The organism is Hypericibacter terrae (assembly GCF_008728855.1).
In the GTDB taxonomy this organism is placed as follows: Bacteria; Pseudomonadota; Alphaproteobacteria; order Dongiales; family Dongiaceae; genus Hypericibacter; species Hypericibacter terrae.
In genome coordinates this window covers 1436014-1452428 of record NZ_CP042906.1, presented here as the reverse complement: position 1 = coordinate 1452428, position 16415 = coordinate 1436014, and the positions used below count along the sequence as shown (strand labels likewise).

Sequence of the window (16415 nt, the reverse complement as noted above, 5' to 3'; positions counted from 1 at the left end):
GCCATGGGACGCAGAATCGAGTTCATCAATCCATTCGGCACCTCGGTCTATGATTCGATCATCACCGAAACTCTGATGGCCTATGCCGGCGAGGGCACGGAGCTGGTGATCAGCAGCCTCGATAACTGCCCGCCCAACATCGACTATTATTACAACAAGCATCTGATGGAGACGGCGGTCTTCGAGAAAGTGATGCAGTCGGAAGCCGCCGGTTTCGACGCGGTCGTGGTGGGCTGCTGCTACGATCCCGGCGTGCGGGTCGCGCGCGAGCTGGTCGACATTCCCGTGATCGGACCGCTCGAGGCCTCGATGCAGATGGCGGGCTATTTCGGCCACAGCTACACCGTCGTCACCGACCATCACAAGGCGGTGCCCTATCTCGAGGATATGGTTCGGACCTACGGGCTCGGCGGCAATTGCCGCGGCGTGCGCTGCGTCAATTGGTGGGTCAAGGACATGATCAAGAACCCGGAGCAGGTGGCGCTCGACACCATCGCGGTCTCGAAGCAGGTGCTCGCCGAGACGCGCGCCGAGACCATCATCATGGGCTGCACCATCGTCGCCGCCTGCTATCAGCGCTATCTGATGACGCAGAAGGGGAAGTCGGAAGTGTCGATCGTCAATCCCAACCTGCTGGCCCTCAAGATGGCCGAGAGCCTCGCCGATCTGAAGAAGGCCGGTGTCTATCAGCTGGCTCGCGTCGGCTATTACGAGCAGCCGCGCGGGCTCTACCGAAAGGAATTCGAAGAGCAGCGTCAGCAGCAGGCCCGCGCGCTGCAGTTCGCCAAATCCGCCGGCTAGCGTCGGACACCGCTCCCCGCTCGAGACCTTCCGCCTCGCGGCGGTCTCGAAAAAGCCTCGCCGGGCCGACGTCCGGGCTTCGCCATCTGGCCCGTTGTCTCGGAGGCGCCCGCTATGCTCCAATAACCTGCAATCGCGTCCGGTATTTCGGAATCGTTTCAGAACTCGGGGTGGAGCCCTGGGACGAAATTCCGGAAGCCAACAGGGCGGTCAACCGCTCGGGTAGCCGGACGCCGACATATCAGGGAAGGCTGGGAGGCCGCCACCATGAAGGATCTCACCGCGTCGCAACGGGCCATGCTGGAATTGTCGCTGCGTTCCTCGCTCTCGCGCCGCCGCGCGCTGGGGGTGGGTGCCGCCGCCGTGGCGGGGCTGGGCGCAGTCGCCCTCGTACCGAAGGAGGCCTGGGCCAAGACCACCATGACCTGGATGGGCTGGCAGGGCTACGAGACCCCGATCCAGAGCGGCAGCTTCCTCGCCGACAACGACATCGACTTCCAGCCGACCTTCATCTCCTCCAACGAGGAGATCATCACCAAGCTCCAGGCCGGCGGTATCGGCAAGACCGACATCATCACCATGTATTTCGGCTATCTGCCGATCATGGCCGAGGGCGGGCTGCTGGAGCCGATCGACGAATCCAAGATCGAGCCGCTGCCGAGGCTGATCCCGCAATTCATCAAGCAGGACGCGATCCATTACCAGGGCAAGCTGCAGGGCGTGCCGTGGAACTGGGGCTCGCTGCCGCTGATGTACGACCCATCGGTTGTCGCGGCGGCGCCGGCCAGCTGGCTCGACATCAAGAAGCCGGAATATAAGGGCAAGGTCGCGATGGTCGACGACCCGCTCGGCAACTTGCTGATCTGGGGCACGGTCGTGACCGGCAAGCCGATGGGCACGATCCTGACCAAGGCCGAGATGGTCAAGGTCATCGACGAGCTGATCGACATCAAGAAGAACCATGCCCGCGCCTTCTTCGCCACCTATGGCGACATGTCGGACGCCTTCGCGCGCAACGAGGTCGTCGTCTCGGCCATCGGCTGGGAAGCGGTCGCGGTCTGGACCCAGGCCAAGGGCAAGACCATCAAATACACGATCCCCAAGGAAGGCACGGGCATGTTCATGGACTGCCTCTGCATCCCGAAGGACGCGCCGCATCCCGAGCTCACCTACAAGATGATCAACCACATCCTGTCGCCGCAGCCCCAGCTCGTCTTCGCGACCGAGCAGAGCGCGGGCATCACCAATCTCGACACGGTGAAGCTGCTGCCGAAGGAGCTGGCCGAATCCTACAACTACGCCGACATCGACGGTTTCATGAAGAAGGCGCGGCTGCAGCCGGTGCCGCCTTCGGAATCGAAGGACGACACCGCCACCTATGACGATTTCCTGAACGAGTATCAACGCCTCTCCAAGGCCTGATCGGGGGCGCCTCGATCGACAAGAGGGACCGGCCGGCCATGGGACGAAAGCATTGGCCCCTGCTGCCGGCCGGTTTCCTTTATGCGGGGGTGTTCGTCGCCCCGCTGCTGTTCTTCTTCGTGATCAGCTTCTGGTCGGTCAAGTCGCGCATCCTGCGGCCCGACTTCACCTTCAAGAATTACGTCGCCACCTGGGTCCAATATTGGGACTCCATGGCCAACACCATGGCGGTGGCCCTCATGATCGCCGCGGTCACGACCTTGCTCGCCTTCGGCTTCGCCTATGCGGTCCGCTTCAAGGTGGGAAAGCTCGAGGGGCCGCTGCTGTTCCTGGCCCTCATCACCCTCTTCGGCGGCTATCTGGTGAAGATCTATGCCTGGAAGAGCATCCTGGGGCGCGACGGCATCCTCAACCAGGCGCTGATGGAGCTGGGGCTGGTCGATCAGCCGGTCGATGCGCTGCTCTACAACACCAACGCCGTCATCATCACCCTCACCTATTTCCTGCTGCCCTTCGCGATCCTGCCGATCTACGGGAACTTGCGCGCCATCAATCCCGCCACCATCGAGGCCGCGCGCGATCTGGGCGCCAGGCGCTGGGCGGTGATGCGCGACGTGATCCTGCCGCAATGCGAGAAGGGCATCGTCATCGCCTTTACCCTCGCCTTCCTGATCTCCGCCGGCGACTATGTGACGCCGCGCTTCGTCGGCGGCGGGGCGGCGATGATGGGTCATTTCATCGAGCTGCAATTCTCGCTGGGCTTCAACTGGCCGCAAGGCAGCGCCATGTCCTTCTCGGCCATGCTGCTGTCGCTGGCGATCGTGCTGGTCCTGCGCGCGGGCTTCCGGCGGAGCCTGCGGCCATGATGCGGGCGCAGCAGGTCTCCGATCTCGCCTGGCGCGGGCTGATCCTCCTGATCTCCGGATTCATGGCGCTGCCGCTGCTGCTCGTGGTGCTGTTCAGCTTCAACCAGTCGGCCCTCACCAGCCTGCCCCTCACCGGCCTCACCCTCGACTGGTACCGCAGGCTCTTCGCCAAGGACGCTTTCTGGCCGGCGCTCGAGAACAGCCTGCTGGTGGGCTTCGCCGCCGCCCTCCTCGCCATCGTCACCGGCACGCTCGCGGCCCTCGCCCTCTCGCGCTACAAGCCGCGGCGGGCGGGCCTCCTCATCAACATCCTCAGCGTCCCGATGATGATGCCGGCCCTCATCATCGGCGTCTCGCTGATGAGCTATTTCGTGCGCTTCCTGGATGTGCCGCTGGGGCTCTGGACCGTGGTGCTGGGCCATGTGGTCATCGCCCAGCCCTTCGTGGTGCTGATCCTCTATGCGCGGCTTGCCAGCTTCGACTGGAGCGCCGTCGACAGCGCGCGCGACCTGGGCGCCTCGCCGCTGCAAGCCTTTTTCACCGTCACGCTCCCCATCATTCAGCCCACCATCGTCGGCGCCGGGTTGATCGCACTCTCGATCTCGCTCGACGATTTCGTCATCGCCTTCTTCACCATCGGCGCCGGCAACACGCTCCCGACCCTGGTCTGGGGGCTGGTCAGGACCTCGCTCGACCCGACCATCAACGCCATCGCCACCTTGCTCTTGGCGCTCAGCATCGGTTCGACCATTCTGGCGCTGCGCTTAAGTCGTTATCGGGGATAGATCCATGCAGATCGACTATTCGGGCAAGGCGGCGCTGGTGACCGGCGCCGGACGCGGGCTCGGCCTCGCCATCGCGCGGGCCCTGCATCAGGCCGGCGCCAGCGTTGCGATCAACGACCGCACGGCCGAGGCCGTCGACGCGGCGATCGCGAAGCTCGGCGGCGGCGACCGCCTGGCGGCCGCCCCCGCCGACCTGGCCCAGCCGGGCGGGCCCGAGGCGGCGGTCGGACAGGCGGTCAAACGCTTCGGCCGGCTCGATCTTCTGGTGAACAATGCCGCGGTCAATATCGAGCGCCCGATCGAAGAGACCGACGACGCTCATTGGGACCTGCATCTCGACGTGGTGTTGCGGGCGAGCTTCTTCACGGTGAAGGCGGCCCTGCCCTCGCTCAAGGCCGCCAAGGGCAGCGTCATCAACATCGCCTCCGAGCTGGGACTCCATGCCATCGCCAACAATGTCGCCTATGTCACGGCCAAGCATGGCGTGGTCTCGATGACCCGCGCGCTGGGGCTCGAGCTCGCCAAGGAAGGCGTGCGGGTCAATGCGATCTGCCCGGGCACGATGGACACGGAGCTGCTGCGCGACTGCGCCAACGACAGCCCGGACCCGGCGGCCTATTACCGGACCTTCACGGCCTATCATCCGATGGGGCGGATCGCCTCGCCCGAGGAGATCGCCGATTTCGTGCTCTGCGTCGGCTCGCCGGCCACGGGCTTCATGACCGGGGCTGCCCTCGCCATCGATGGCGGCAGCAGCGCCGGACGGCAGTGAGGGGCGGCATCATGGAATTCTCCAGCAAGCGCGTCCTCGTCACCGGCTCCACCCGCGGCCTCGGCCGTGCCGCGGCACGGCTCTTCCTCGAGCGTGGCGCCGAGGTCGTGGTCCATGGCCATGACGGCAATGGCGTGGCCCGCGCCGTCACCGGCCTCACCAAGGATTTTCCCGGCCGCGTCCAGGGCTTCCCCGCCGATCTCAGCGATCGCGCCGCCTGCCGCCGCCTCGCGCAGCAGGCGGGTGCCGTGGATGTGCTGGTCAACAATGCCGGCGTGTTCCTCGAGGGCGCCATTCCCGACGTCGATCTCAAGCTCTGGCAGCGCAGCTTCGCCATCAATGTGACGGCGCCCTGGATCCTCGCCCGCGCCCTGCTCGGGCCCTTGCGCGAGCGGCGCGGCGTCATCGTCAATATCAGCTCCGACGCGGGCATCCTCGGCTATCCCGGCATCTCGACCTATTGCGCCACCAAGGGCGCCATCATCGGCCTGACCAAGGCGCTGGCGGTCGAGTTGGCGCCGGCGGTGCGCGCGATCTGCGTATGCCCCGGCCCGATCGAGACCGACATGATGCGCCAGAGCCTCGCGGCCACGCCCGATCCTGCGGCGACGCGAAAAGTCTGGGAAGCCTACCCGGCGCTGCGCCGCGTCGCGCAGCCGGAGGAGGTCGCCGAGGCAATCCTGTTCGCGGCCTCGCCGCGCTCGTCCTTCATGACGGGGAACCTGATCGTGATCGATGGCGGGGTGACGATGGGGAAGCGGGTGTAGGGCGGATGGCTGAATTCTTTTCTCAGAAAAACCTTCGCGCTTTTCTTATAGCCTGAATTAATTCCTCGGCATCGCTTTGAATGTCCGCATATCTCTTTGGATCAGGAACTCTATCGACTTGTTCGAAGGGAGAACGCAAAATGGACTGCCGAAACTGCTTGAGGAGATCATTGCGCCGGAAATGAAACCCCCACCACCGCGAATTTAGATCCTCGATATGGCCCCAAATTCTCTTTGAAAGGCCTTTCAGCTCAATCTCCAGTCGGCGTGCGGAAGCAGTATCGTCTACTCGCAGTTCCCAGTACTCGATACCTTTGTCGGACATTAAGCGAATATCTGCGATCAATTCACTCGCTCGTTCGCCAATGTGTTGGCGCTGCCCCAATAGACAAAACGTAGCAACTGAAGGCACGCATGCCACGAGTAGCGTAATGAGAAGATTGGGATTCTCAGCCAATCAATTTGCCGATGGATTTTTAGCCCGATCAATGTATTCCCAGACCTCATCCACAAGGGCCTGGTCGCGGCTAACAATTTTAAGACGTTTGTGAAGCTCGCTCGCTGAAAAATAGCCGCGACGTACCAACCCGCCGAAAGCCTCCTCAAGGAACGAGGAACCATAACCCTCTGTTCCGTCCAAGTTTACTACTGCTTGGCCGGCACTTAATGCGGGTTTTAAATGACGTTCGCGAAAGGCTTCACCTGAGAACGGTCCATCGCGCTCGAACCGCCCTGCGGGAACTTCAGAGAAATCTCGGGCGATTGCGATATCGTGCATGCTCAATTCAACTCGAAGGATTTTCAGATGTCGTCGCAACCTCCCACTCAATCAAGGTCCCACCAAGTGGCTCCCGATGAGTGAGTAGGGTTTCTCCAGACTGGGTATCATATATGTACTGTCCCCGGCCGCTCAATATCCGAAGCCTTCCTTTGCCGGTGGCTTCAACAAAAGCCTTAATGTCAGAAAGGCCTCCCCCGCGATGCGGCTCGGAAGTCCGTGAACGTCCGAGCAACATCGCTGCTTTAATACGTGAAGCATCGTCATCTGGCAGGCCCAGGCTGGACAATACGCCTTTAATCCGCTCCGCCGGGTGTTTCCGCGGAAGCGTTGTGGGAATACCCACGCCCTGATCGAAGAACTGAACCGACAATTGAGCGTTTGCGGAGTTATAAGCGCCACTCATCCACCACTGGTTCTGGATCGGAGTTGCCACATACTTTTCACCGTGCGGATAGGCGTGATGCAGCACATTTGCCATCGCCTCCGTCAGGCCTCCAAATAAAGCTGCACGGTTTCGAATTTCTGCGCCAACTTCTTCCAGGGCTAAACGGACCTCACGTGCCAATGCTCCCGCGACCTTTACTCCGGCTCGAAAGCGAATGAATTGATAGCCAACGGCTACACGAGGAACAGCTTTCGGCTGCCAGCTATCAAGAACCTCAAACAATCCCATCTCGTCCAATTGAGCTAGTACGTTTATATCCCATTCATCAAGATCAAGTGGTGACATGCGCAAACGCCGCAGGCGACGCCATCGATCTAGTTCGGCCGTGAGCACCAACGCTGCTCCTGGACCTAATGAACGCACTGGGCGAAAATCGACGTATCCTCGCTGTCGGCGGACTGCGGATTCACGCATCTGATTAACAGCGGACATTACTTCTTCATAATTCCTGGCAAGGCTCAGATCAGCGGGCAGCGGAATAGTGACGCGATAGCGTTGCTTGGGTACCCCCGGTAAATGGACAGGCTTGCGACTGGCTTCCGGCGCTTGGGCTAACAACTCAGCGCGTCGCCGACTTTTCTTCTTCTTATACGAGGCGCGGCGACGGCCATCGACATACTGTGCGTGGCGCTGATTCCAAAGCTCTTGGCGATAATCGCGTTTCCGCATCTCAGGAATTGTTCTTCATTATCTTTGAATTGTTTTCTCAATAGATCAAGTTGTGAGACGTCACTTCGTAGTTGACGTTTTCAACCTACGTTATCTCACGCGCGTTAAACCGCAAGTTTTCCTAGAAGGATCCATATATTGCCCTTGAAACGCGAAGGACGCGAATTGATTTCTTCAACCCTACTTTCCTTGTAATACATCGTTGGGGCGGCCTGACCAAGGCGCTGGCGATCGAGCTGGCGCCGGCCGTGCGCGCCATCTGCGTCTGCCCTGGCCCGATCGAGACCGACATGATGCGCCAGAGCCTCGAAGCGAGCGGCGATCCCGCCGCGACACGCAAGGTGTGGGAAGCCTATCGCGCGCTCCGCCGCGTCGCGCAGCCCGAGGAGGTCGCCGAGGCGATTCTGTTCGCGGCCTCGCCGCGGTCATCCTTCATGACGGGCAACCTCATCGTGGTCGATGGCGGGGGGACGATGGGGAAGCGGGTGTAACTGGGTTGTCATCCCCGCGAAAGCGGGGACCCATCTTGATCCAACGTGCCAGGCGTTGAGTTGGGCCCCCGCTTTCGCGGGGGTGACTCAAAGTGAGTACCCCTCCACCCGAAACCGCGTACGCCATGCCCGCTCCGGCGTGAATGCGATCGCCGTGGCGATCCCCCGCTCTGCGATCCGATTGGCGGCGTTCGAGACCTCCGTCGAGAAATCGAACGCGGCCGCGAGTGGCTCGATGCCGAAGCCGGTGAAGCGGCGCCGCCAGGGATAGTCGGAGAGGCCTTTGTTGCTCATCCAGAGCAGGCAGGACGGCAGGGCCGTCCTATCCCACTCGATGCGGACGCCGGCCTGCGCAGCGCGATCGATGGCGGTGACCGGTCCCCGCATGCCGCAGAGCTGCACCACATCCTCGAACGGCCGCTCCAGGCGCAGGCGTGTCAGGTCGATCTTTCCGCCGCCTGAGGCCGGAACGGCGGTCAGCGCGGCGAACTCGCGTCGCGGGGCCGTCAGCATCAAGCCCGGCTCGACGATCGCGGGATAGGTCAGGCCGAACGCGAAATCGGGCGGCTCCAGTTCGATGTTCTCCTTGAGCCGCAGGATGAAATGCTGGCCGAAAGGGAGGCGCACCGGGCGCCGCGCGATCACTTCGATCGCGATGTCCAGGGCCGGCGCCGTCGGATCGGGACGGATCTCCTGGCGGATCGACGCAATCGCGTGGCCATCCGGATAATCGTAGCGCAGCGACAGGGTCGCATCCGAAGTCGCCACCATGCGCCAGTCCTCGTTGGCGCAGAATCCGTGGGGCGGGTCCGCTTGTTCGGCGAAGGGCAGCCCGTGCCAGGACGGCGCGAGCTCGCGCGGTTCGCTCGCCATCCCGAAGGGCAGGCAGGGAAAGGCGCCGCGCAGCCGCTCGAGATGACCCGGTATCGCGGGCGCCTGCACCGGCACCGGCTCATCGGACCAGGGCGCCACCGCGAAGATCGAGAGCTCGCGGCCGTTCGCGAGCCTGAAGCGCAGCGGTCCGATCATGCCGCCCCGCGGCTGAACCTCCAGCGCGCCCCGCGGCCACTCCAGGTGCCAGGTGTCGGCTGCCATCAAGCGGCGCCGGGACGATCCTCGAGCACCCGCTGCTCGGCCTGGGCCCAGCCGACGCACAAGCTCTGCCCGACCTCGATGCGTCGGGCCTGCGGGCGGTCCTGCGCGGTCAGCTTCTCGCCGCCAGGGAGCGCCAGCACATATTTGTTGTGGGTCCCGAGGAACACGACCTCCTCGATCACGCCCGTGACCGAGAGATCGGCGCCACTGGCCTCTGTCAGCGGCTTCACCGCCTCGGGGCGGATCACGATCGCGACCTGGCCGTCGGTGCCGGGCGAGGCGAACTCGACGCCGCATTCGGCCCCGATCCGACCGCCGCTGCGTTTGGCTTTCAGCAGGTTGGCCTCGCCGATGAAGCCCGCGACGAAGCGGCTGGCCGGTGCGAAATAGATCTCCTCGGGCGCGCCCAGCTGCTCGACCCGGCCGGCATTCATGACCGCGATCCGGTTGGCGAGCGCCAGGGCCTCGCCCTGGTCGTGGGTCACGAACACGAAGGTGCCGCCGATCGCGCGATGGATGCGGCGCAGTTCCTCCTGCATCGCCTGGCGCAGCTTGAGATCCAGCGCCGCCAGCGGCTCGTCCAGCAGCAGCACGCGCGGCTCCATGACGAGGGCGCGGGCGAGCGCCACGCGCTGCTGCTGTCCGCCCGAGAGCTCGGTCGCCGACCGCTCGCCATAGTCCTCGAGCCGCACCAGCGCCATCGCCTTGGCCACGCGCCGAGCGACGTCGTCGGCCGGCAGCTTCCTGAGCTTGAGCCCATAGCCGACGTTCTGGCGCACATTCATATGCGGGAACAGGCCATAGCCCTGGAACACCATGTTGGTCGGGCGGCGCTCGGGGCCCAGGTCGGTGACATCCTGCCCGTCGACCTCGATGCGGCCGCTGCTGGGCTCGACGAAGCCGCCGATCATGCGCAGGAGCGTGGTCTTGCCGCAGCCCGACGGGCCGAGGATGGCGAGGAAGTCGCCGCGCCGGATTTCGAGGTCGAGCGGATGCACGGCCGCGACCGGTCCGAAGCTCTTGCTGACGCCCTTGAGGCGCACCGCGACGTCGCTGGTCACCCTGGTTCTTCTCCCCGATCCCTGCGCCCGCGCGATTTCCGGAATATCGGACCCCGCGGCCGCACTTGTGAGCCTTCGGCCAGAACTCTACCCTGCGCGGCCGGGAACTCAAGCGCCGCCAGGAAAGGAACCGCCCGCGATGACAGCGCCCGCGTCGGAATGGCAGATCGTCTCGCAGACCCGCGACAAGCTGGGCGAGAGCGCGCTGTGGCATCCTGGGGAGCAGGCGCTCTATTGGATCGATTTCTACGGGCCGACCCTCCATCGCCGCGACCCCGCCTCGGGCCAGCAGCGCGACTGGATCATTGCCGGCCATGACTCGATCGGCTCGGTCGCGTTCTGCGCCGACGGGCTCTTCCTGCTGGCGCTCGAGAACGGCGTCTATCGCTTCGATCAGCGGACCGGCGAGCTCGCCCTCTTCGGCGACCCCAACCAGGGCCGCCCCGCCATCGGCTATAACGACGCCAAGGTCGACCGGCAGGGGCGCTATTGGGTCGGCACGCTCGACGCCAGGGAGAAGCTGCCGCGCGGCATCTTCTATTGCGCCCACTCGGCCGGCGACTGGCGCATCGGCGACAGCGGCTTCGTTGTCTCGAACGGCCCGACCTTCAGCCCGAAGGGCGACCGCCTCTATTTCAGCGACAGCATGGGCGGCCGCATACTGGCCTATGCGCTGGATCCGGCCACCGGAATGCTCGGCGAAGCCGAGGAGTTCCATCGCTTCGCGCCCGAGGACGGCTTTCCCGACGGCCTCACGGTCGACAGCCAAGGCCAGATCTGGTGCGCGCTCTATGGCGGCGGCAAGGTGGCGCGCTTCGGCGCGGACGGGAAGCTCCAGGAGGAACTCGCGCTCCCCGTCCCCAATGTGACGAGCTGTTGCCTCGGCGGACCGGCCCTGCGGACGCTCTATGTCACCACCGGCCATACCGCGGATAAGCCCGCGCAAGATCTCGGCGGCGCGCTCTTCGCGCGTGAGGTGACGACGCCCGGATTGCCGGAGCCGCTGTTCAAGCCGGCGGAGCGGTAAGCAGGCATTTGGCGAGCGCCGGGCGATCGGCCGCGCGCTGACAGAGCCAATCTATATAGGGTTAGAGAGATCGCGAGATGTACCGACGGCCTGAAACATCTCGCCGACCAGATCGGCGATGCGCTCCACCGTGAAAAGCAGCAGCAGCTCGCTCAGGCCTCGCCTGTCGCAGAAAACACAGCAACTTATCAGTCCCCATGGCCTATCCGCGGGCGCACCGTACGACCGAGGGCTCAAAAGATGCTCGACGAAATCTTGAGCCTTGAAGGTGGCTTCTCAGACAATCTCTACGATTCGGGCGGCGCCACCAACTATGGGGTTACACAACGAACGCTCGATGGCTGGCAGGCCAAGAACGGCGGCCTCAACGTTACAGGAATCCCCGAAAATGTCCGCGATCTCACAGTCGGACAGGCCAGAAAGCTGCTTCAGGATACTTCTTATGACGACTATCAGCTCAATCGCATCAAAGACTACGACGTCGCTCGTCATATCTTCGATATGTTCATCAATACAAAACCCGGCTCTGTCCGCGATTTCGTCTATGGCGCCATCGACGATGTGATGCGTCGTCAAAGCCTCTATGACGAACACCATGCACCGCTGACGGATTTACCTAGCAAGCGCGTGGGCCCGCAAGGCATTGAGCGCATCAACTGGCTCGTCGATCACGGCTTCAAAACCGCCCTGCAAGACGCATTGGTTGATCGTCGTCGAGCTTATGCAGAGAAGCAGCCGAACTACGGCAAATTCCCCGGGCTTCTGCCTCGCATCGAGCGATTTCGACCGCCTAATCATCCACCGGAAGGTTGGTATGACTGATACGGCGATGGCGGTTGCTACACCGGGCGTCTTATTCGATTGCCAGCCTGTGTTGGGTCGAAACAGATTACCTATCGATTACGTTGAGAGCGTCACGGCGTCTAAGGGGCCAGATTCAGATCCTTGATCTCTATGATCCTGCCCATGTCATCAGTACGAACACGGATCGGACGAGAACCTATCTCCAAGGTGAGGCCACCTCCTTCAAGTAGCGTGACGGCAACGTCATCACCCGGGTGAATCGGCACGATCTGGGACAGAGGCGTCCAATCGAATTTCAAGGAACTCCCTTCGACGCGAATTCGTGCGACTTTATCTACATACTTGTAGATATAACCTCCGGCAGCGATCACCTCGTCACCGCCCCCTCCGAGTCCGAGCTTCTGAAGCCAAGTACCTCTTGGGATGCTCCGGCGCGCAATCTCCCGGCCGTCCGGCGACAGGGCAACGAGATATTCGTAGTCATGTCCGCAGGCGGCTTCCCACATGCTGCCCATGAACTCGGTCGAGTGGCCTTCGATCAGAACGATGATGGTGCCGGTCTTCAGGACGACCATATCGTTCGGAAAATTGTCTCCACCTTGTCGATCCCGCCAACGCCAAAGAATTTTTCCCTCCGGGGACAGGCGCGCGACCACCGCGCCGTCCCCGCAATATCCCCTTTTAGAAGGCACCGACTCCCACCAGGAGACGAGCACGGAGTTGCCGTCATTGAGAATGGCGCCAGAGGCCGCGTCGGCGTATATCTCCGTGTAAAAGCCGAGGTCGATACGCGCCATCAACTGCTGCTGCTTGGACGCGCGCACCAGATCTCCACCGTCGTTCAACAAGAAAATGGCATCACCAACAACGACCACGGAAGGCTCGGTCCGACCCATCGGTCCGACGCCATCTCCCCCTACCAGATAATAGTCTTCCTCAACTTTAGTTCTCGGGTCGATGATCCGGAGATAGCCGTTCTCTCGCGGTGCCGTGTTCCCTGCAATGGCGAGCCGTCCATCGGGCAGCCATTGCCGAAGGCCCACGATGTCGTCCCGTTCATCGACCCAGGGAGGCGGCTGGAAGAGTGGGATGGTGCCGAGGGTTGGATGCGAGGCTCCGGCATCCTGGGCGGCGACCCTACCGGCAACGACCGTTAGAGCAAGGAGAACGATGGCCATGGCACAGAGCCGTTGACAGCGAACAATATCCTTCGCGATTTTCCAATTACGCATGACACCACCATAGGTTGCTTATTATACAGCCTATGATTGTGGCATCGTCAAGGCGAGGCGGATCGTTGGCCCCGATGTTTCGGGCCAAACGAGACGGAAGAATGGCCGCCCCTGCTCGCGGCCTACCCTCCTCCCCTTCATTCTCCTTAGGCGCCAGCCCTGCCGCAGCACCGGGTGCAATGGGCCGTGGCGGCCTCGCCGTCGTCAATCTGACCGATCCTTGCCTTCGATGCGCAACCGCGCTGACGCATGGCCTGGACTTGCCAATACCGGTTCACGACGACATGATCGAGCCAAACGGCCAATCGTCCGATCGGATGATCGAGCTTCGCAAGTGGGGGGATTGTCATGAGGTGGCTTGCCTTCAGACGTGCTCCGTTCGGGCGGAGCACCAAGGTCGTTGCTTTGGCTTTTGCAGCCCTTCTGCTGATCGCGCCGCGCGCCTGGGCCCAGGGTGGCGCCATCGACACGGGCAACACAGCCTGGATGCTGACCTCGACCGCGCTGGTCATCCTGATGACCGTGCCCGGCCTCGTGCTGTTCTATGGCGGGCTGGTGCGCAAGAAGAACGTGCTCGCCACCTTCGTGCAATGTTTCGCGACCTGCGCGCTCACCTCCATCGTCTGGATGATGGCCGGCTACAGCCTCGCCTTCAGCCCCGGCAACGCCTTCATCGGCGGGTTCGGCGCGCTCTTCCTCGACGGCATGGAGGTCGGCTCGACCGTGGGCACGATCCCGGAATCGGTCTTCATGACCTTCCAGATGGCCTTCGCCGTGATCGCGCCGGCGCTGATCACCGGCGCCTATGCCGACCGCATGAAGTTCTCCGCCATGCTCGTCTTCAATGCGCTCTGGGTGCTGCTGGTCTACGCGCCGATCTGCCATTGGGTCTGGGGCGGCGGCTTCCTGCGACCGAGGGCGTGCTCGACTATGCCGGCGGCACCGTGGTCCATATCAATGCCGGCGTCGCGGGTCTCGTGGCGGCGATCGTCATCGGCAAGCGCCTGCGCTACGGCAGCGAGCATTTTCCGCCGCACAGCCTGGCGCTGTCGGTCGTCGGCGCCGCCCTGCTCTGGGTCGGCTGGTTCGGCTTCAATGCGGGCTCGGCGCTCGCCGCCGACGGACGCGCCGGCATGGCGATGGCGGTCACGCAGATCGCCGCCGCCGGTGCCGCTTTGTCCTGGATGGTCGTCGAGTGGATCCTGCGCGGCAAGCCCAGCGGCCTCGGCTTGATCTCGGGCGCGGTGGGCGGGCTGGTGGCGATCACGCCCGCGGCCGGCTATGTCGGCTCCGCCAGCGGCCTCGCGATCGGACTGACCGCCGGAGCCGCCTGCTATTGGGGGGCGAACGGGCTCAAGCGCCGGCTCAAATATGACGATTCGCTGGATGCCTTCGGCATTCACGGCATCGGCGGGATCGTCGGTGCCATCCTCACCGGCGTCTTCGCCACCGCCGCGATCGGCGGGACGCCGGGCCTGGTCGAAGGCAATGTCGATCAGCTGCTGAAGCAGCTCTGGGGCGCGGCCGCTACCATCGGCTATTGCGCGGTCGTCACCTGGGTCATTCTGTTCGCGATCGGCAAGACGATCGGCTTGCGCGTCGACGCGAAGACCGAGACGGTCGGCCTGGATATTTCGCTGCACGGCCAGCGCGCCTACGAGATGTGAGGGGGGCTGCGGACCATGAAATATGTCATCGCCATCATCCAGCCGCATCGGCTGGAGGACGTCCGGGACGCGCTGGTCGGGCTCGACATCGCGGCCTTCACCGCCAGCGAGGTGCGCCGGTTCGGAGACAGCGAGGAACATACCGAGTTCTATCGCGCCGCCGAATTCAATGTCGGCTTCCTGCCCAAGACCAAGATCGAATTCGCGGTCTCGGACGCGCTCGCCGACCGGGCCGTGAAGGCGCTTCGGGATGCGGCCACCACGGGGAGCATCGGCGACGGCCGGATCTATGTCCTCGACCTGGCCCAGACGGTGCAGATCAAGAGCGGCAAGATCGACGCCGACGTCGCGGCGCTGTAGGGAGCGTCTTTCCTATTTGTTGTCTCCTCCCTCGCTTTGCGGGGGAGGATCAAGGAGGGGGCTGCTCGGTCCATCAGCCCTCTCCCTGTCCCTCTCCCGAAAGCGGGAGAGGGACAGTCGATGCACCGCCGTCAGAGGCCGGCCTTCACCGCCTCGAACATCGAGATGTATTTTTCCTTGAAGGCGGTCGGCGTCTCCTCGAAGAAGACGCCTTGCTTGAACAGCGCCACCGGATCCCTGAGGCCGAGCTCGGCGAGCCGTTCGGGCTTCACGAGATCGAAGGATTTCCGGTTCGAGTGACCATAGCCGTCGTTGTCGATCAGGTATTGGCCGCTCTGCGGATCGATCATGGCATCGATGAAATCGTAGGCTGCCTGCTCGTCACCGGGGGCGTCTTTGACCAGGGCCATGCCGCAGACCCAGGTCAGGATGCCTTCCTTGGGGTTCATATAGGCAACCGGCACACCCTGCTTCTTGAGCGCAACCACCGAGGCGTTCCAGGCATAGGCGGCAACCAGCTCGCCGGACGCCAGGCCCTGCTCGACCGAGGTCTGGTCGGTCCAGTAGTAGCGCAGCAGCGGCTTCTGCTTGATCATCAGGTCCCTCACCTTGGCGAGCTGCCCGTCGTCGAGGGTGCCGATGTTCTTGAAACCCAGTACCAGCGCCGCCGAGGACACCGCGCCGTCGACGGAATCGTAGGTGGCGAGCCGGCCCTTGTATTTCTCGTCGAACAGCAGCATCCAGGAGTCGGTATTGCTGTCGACGAGATCGGTGCGGTAAAGCACCGACGAGTTGCCCCAGTCGAACGGCACGAACAGCGCCTTGCCGTCCTTGGTGGTCCCCTTGATCGTCTTCAGCTCGGGGAAGATGTCGCCATAATGCGAGAGGCGCGAAGTGTCGATGGGCTTGATGATTCCGGCCTCGTACCAACGCGGAACCGAATAGCTGCAAGGATGCGTGACGTCGGGGTGATAGCCCGAGCGCATCTTCTGCAGCGCCTCCTCCTCCTCGCCGAAGGTGGAATGGTTGGGTTCATGCCCATATTTGGCCGTGAAGGCCTTGTGCAGATTCGGATCTTCGTAGGTGGCCCAGGTGTAGTATTCGATCTGCCCGGTATCGGCGGCGCCGTGGCGCGCCAGCAGCGGCAGCGTCACCAAGCCCACGCCGGCCGCGGCCGCGGCGCGTGCAAACTGCCGGCGCGTCAGACGGCCCGCAGCCAGCCGGTCCCGCAATTCGTTCTTCTCCATGACGAACTCCTCCCTATGACGGCTTTTTGATTCTTGTTGTCGCCGGTCCGATGCGGGAGCGCCGCCCATGCCCGGATCCGACCTGAGCGCAGAATCCTATCGTCTTTTGTGCCGGCTTGAACA

At 63.3% G+C, this 16415-nt stretch carries 19 protein-coding genes and 1 pseudogene; 12 read left to right on the top strand and 8 right to left on the bottom strand.

Features of this window, described 5'->3' with window-relative positions; translation table 11 throughout:
* Positions 1-3 precede the first annotated feature (3 nt).
* From FRZ44_RS06650 to FRZ44_RS06625, 6 genes are all read left to right on the top strand, one after another.
* Entirely contained in the window at positions 4-801 is a 798-nt protein-coding gene (locus FRZ44_RS06650; protein WP_151176444.1) for an aspartate/glutamate racemase family protein, read from the top strand.
* A gap of 267 nt (positions 802-1068) precedes the next feature.
* Entirely contained in the window at positions 1069-2223 is a 1155-nt protein-coding gene (locus tag FRZ44_RS06645) for an ABC transporter substrate-binding protein (RefSeq protein WP_151176443.1), read from the top strand.
* 38 nt (positions 2224-2261) lie between these two features.
* The gene (locus FRZ44_RS06640) at positions 2262-3089 is read left to right on the top strand and encodes an ABC transporter permease (protein ID WP_151176442.1); all 828 of its coding nucleotides are present in this window, start codon (positions 2262-2264) and stop codon (positions 3087-3089) included.
* Positions 3086-3874, top strand: a complete 789-nt coding sequence (locus FRZ44_RS06635; protein ID WP_151176441.1) for an ABC transporter permease — start codon at positions 3086-3088, stop codon at positions 3872-3874. The genes FRZ44_RS06640 and FRZ44_RS06635 overlap by 4 nt, the downstream gene beginning before the upstream one ends.
* Positions 3875-3878: 4 nt before the next feature.
* Positions 3879-4646, top strand: coding sequence for an SDR family NAD(P)-dependent oxidoreductase (locus tag FRZ44_RS06630; RefSeq protein WP_151176440.1), 768 nt, complete (start codon positions 3879-3881; stop codon positions 4644-4646).
* An 11-nt stretch (positions 4647-4657) separates the two neighbouring features.
* The gene (locus tag FRZ44_RS06625; RefSeq protein WP_151176439.1) at positions 4658-5413 is read left to right on the top strand and encodes an SDR family NAD(P)-dependent oxidoreductase; all 756 of its coding nucleotides are present in this window, start codon (positions 4658-4660) and stop codon (positions 5411-5413) included.
* Between the two features lie 22 nt (positions 5414-5435).
* On the opposite strand, the gene FRZ44_RS06620 is transcribed toward FRZ44_RS06625, so the two are convergent.
* The 3 genes from FRZ44_RS06620 to FRZ44_RS06610 are packed head-to-tail and all read right to left on the bottom strand — an operon-like array spanning position 5436 to position 7308.
* On the bottom strand, positions 5436-5870 hold the full coding sequence (locus tag FRZ44_RS06620; RefSeq protein ID WP_151176438.1) for a hypothetical protein: 435 nt from the start codon (positions 5868-5870) through the stop codon (positions 5436-5438).
* The gene (locus tag FRZ44_RS06615; protein ID WP_151176437.1) at positions 5871-6191 is read right to left on the bottom strand and encodes an STAS-like domain-containing protein; all 321 of its coding nucleotides are present in this window, start codon (positions 6189-6191) and stop codon (positions 5871-5873) included.
* A 7-nt stretch (positions 6192-6198) separates the two neighbouring features.
* Positions 6199-7308 (bottom strand): ATP-binding protein, encoded by a 1110-nt coding sequence (locus tag FRZ44_RS06610; protein WP_151176436.1) that lies wholly within the window; start codon positions 7306-7308, stop codon positions 6199-6201.
* A 248-nt stretch (positions 7309-7556) separates the two neighbouring features.
* Between FRZ44_RS06610 and FRZ44_RS06605 the strand changes: the two genes are divergently transcribed.
* The gene (locus tag FRZ44_RS06605) at positions 7557-7799 is read left to right on the top strand and encodes an SDR family oxidoreductase (RefSeq protein WP_191908452.1); all 243 of its coding nucleotides are present in this window, start codon (positions 7557-7559) and stop codon (positions 7797-7799) included.
* An 87-nt stretch (positions 7800-7886) separates the two neighbouring features.
* Here the strand turns inward: FRZ44_RS06605 and FRZ44_RS06600 are convergent, their stop codons facing one another.
* Both FRZ44_RS06600 and FRZ44_RS06595 read right to left on the bottom strand, forming a co-directional pair.
* Positions 7887-8894 carry an aldose epimerase family protein gene (locus FRZ44_RS06600; RefSeq protein WP_151176434.1) on the bottom strand — a complete coding sequence of 336 codons (1008 nt, stop codon included), beginning with the start codon at positions 8892-8894 and terminating at the stop codon, positions 7887-7889.
* Positions 8894-9955 (bottom strand): ABC transporter ATP-binding protein, encoded by a 1062-nt coding sequence (locus tag FRZ44_RS06595; RefSeq protein ID WP_191908451.1) that lies wholly within the window; start codon positions 9953-9955, stop codon positions 8894-8896. The genes FRZ44_RS06600 and FRZ44_RS06595 overlap by 1 nt, the downstream gene beginning before the upstream one ends.
* Before the next feature lie 139 nt (positions 9956-10094).
* On the opposite strand from FRZ44_RS06595, the gene FRZ44_RS06590 reads away from it, so the two are divergent.
* Both FRZ44_RS06590 and FRZ44_RS06585 read left to right on the top strand, forming a co-directional pair.
* Positions 10095-10982: an SMP-30/gluconolactonase/LRE family protein gene (locus FRZ44_RS06590; protein WP_191908450.1), complete on the top strand. Its 888-nt coding sequence runs from the start codon at positions 10095-10097 to the stop codon at positions 10980-10982.
* Positions 10983-11222: 240 nt separating this feature from the next.
* On the top strand, positions 11223-11804 hold the full coding sequence (locus FRZ44_RS06585) for a glycosyl hydrolase 108 family protein (protein ID WP_151176431.1): 582 nt from the start codon (positions 11223-11225) through the stop codon (positions 11802-11804).
* Positions 11805-11905: 101 nt separating this feature from the next.
* Here FRZ44_RS06585 and FRZ44_RS06580 read toward each other — a convergent pair whose 3' ends face one another.
* Both FRZ44_RS06580 and FRZ44_RS27260 read right to left on the bottom strand, forming a co-directional pair.
* Positions 11906-13018: a hypothetical protein gene (locus tag FRZ44_RS06580; protein WP_151176430.1), complete on the bottom strand. Its 1113-nt coding sequence runs from the start codon at positions 13016-13018 to the stop codon at positions 11906-11908.
* Between the two features lie 146 nt (positions 13019-13164).
* A complete protein-coding gene (locus FRZ44_RS27260) occupies positions 13165-13530 on the bottom strand; it encodes a hypothetical protein (RefSeq protein ID WP_225308743.1) in 366 nt (121 codons plus the stop codon).
* Between FRZ44_RS27260 and FRZ44_RS27670 the strand changes: the two are divergent.
* From FRZ44_RS27670 to FRZ44_RS06570, 3 genes and pseudogenes are all read left to right on the top strand, one after another.
* Positions 13505-13870, top strand: a pseudogene (locus FRZ44_RS27670) (ammonia channel protein); the annotation flags it as partial. The gene FRZ44_RS27260 and the pseudogene FRZ44_RS27670 sit on opposite strands and share 26 nt — an antisense overlap.
* A 32-nt stretch (positions 13871-13902) precedes the next feature.
* The gene (locus tag FRZ44_RS27665) at positions 13903-14685 is read left to right on the top strand and encodes an ammonium transporter (RefSeq protein ID WP_456077624.1); all 783 of its coding nucleotides are present in this window, start codon (positions 13903-13905) and stop codon (positions 14683-14685) included.
* A gap of 15 nt (positions 14686-14700) precedes the next feature.
* A complete protein-coding gene (locus FRZ44_RS06570; RefSeq protein WP_151176429.1) occupies positions 14701-15045 on the top strand; it encodes a P-II family nitrogen regulator in 345 nt (114 codons plus the stop codon).
* A gap of 131 nt (positions 15046-15176) precedes the next feature.
* Here the strand turns inward: FRZ44_RS06570 and FRZ44_RS06565 are convergent, their stop codons facing one another.
* A complete protein-coding gene (locus FRZ44_RS06565; protein ID WP_191908449.1) occupies positions 15177-16292 on the bottom strand; it encodes an ABC transporter substrate-binding protein in 1116 nt (371 codons plus the stop codon).
* Between the last annotated feature and the right edge of the window lie 123 nt (positions 16293-16415).

Bases quoted from the DNA above. Each gene is read 5' to 3' on its own strand.
- FRZ44_RS06600 (WP_151176434.1), bottom strand. From the start codon at position 8,894: ATGGCAGCCGACACCTGGCACCTGGAGTGGCCGCGGGGCGCGCTGGAG.
- FRZ44_RS06625 (WP_151176439.1), top strand. From the start codon at position 4,658: ATGGAATTCTCCAGCAAGCGCGTCCTCGTCACCGGCTCCACCCGCGGC.
- FRZ44_RS06635 (WP_151176441.1), top strand. From the start codon at position 3,086: ATGATGCGGGCGCAGCAGGTCTCCGATCTCGCCTGGCGCGGGCTGATC.
- FRZ44_RS06640 (WP_151176442.1), top strand. From the start codon at position 2,262: ATGGGACGAAAGCATTGGCCCCTGCTGCCGGCCGGTTTCCTTTATGCG.
- FRZ44_RS06570 (WP_151176429.1), top strand. From the start codon at position 14,701: ATGAAATATGTCATCGCCATCATCCAGCCGCATCGGCTGGAGGACGTC.
- FRZ44_RS06610 (WP_151176436.1), bottom strand. From the start codon at position 7,308: ATGCGGAAACGCGATTATCGCCAAGAGCTTTGGAATCAGCGCCACGCA.
- FRZ44_RS06650 (WP_151176444.1), top strand. From the start codon at position 4: ATGGGACGCAGAATCGAGTTCATCAATCCATTCGGCACCTCGGTCTAT.
- FRZ44_RS27260 (WP_225308743.1), bottom strand. From the start codon at position 13,530: ATGACCAGCGCGGTCGAGGTCAGCATCCAGGCTGTGTTGCCCGTGTCG.
- FRZ44_RS06565 (WP_191908449.1), bottom strand. From the start codon at position 16,292: ATGGAGAAGAACGAATTGCGGGACCGGCTGGCTGCGGGCCGTCTGACG.
- FRZ44_RS06630 (WP_151176440.1), top strand. From the start codon at position 3,879: ATGCAGATCGACTATTCGGGCAAGGCGGCGCTGGTGACCGGCGCCGGA.
- FRZ44_RS06615 (WP_151176437.1), bottom strand. From the start codon at position 6,191: ATGCACGATATCGCAATCGCCCGAGATTTCTCTGAAGTTCCCGCAGGG.
- FRZ44_RS06590 (WP_191908450.1), top strand. From the start codon at position 10,095: ATGACAGCGCCCGCGTCGGAATGGCAGATCGTCTCGCAGACCCGCGAC.
- FRZ44_RS06645 (WP_151176443.1), top strand. From the start codon at position 1,069: ATGAAGGATCTCACCGCGTCGCAACGGGCCATGCTGGAATTGTCGCTG.
- FRZ44_RS06580 (WP_151176430.1), bottom strand. From the start codon at position 13,018: ATGCGTAATTGGAAAATCGCGAAGGATATTGTTCGCTGTCAACGGCTC.
- FRZ44_RS06585 (WP_151176431.1), top strand. From the start codon at position 11,223: ATGCTCGACGAAATCTTGAGCCTTGAAGGTGGCTTCTCAGACAATCTC.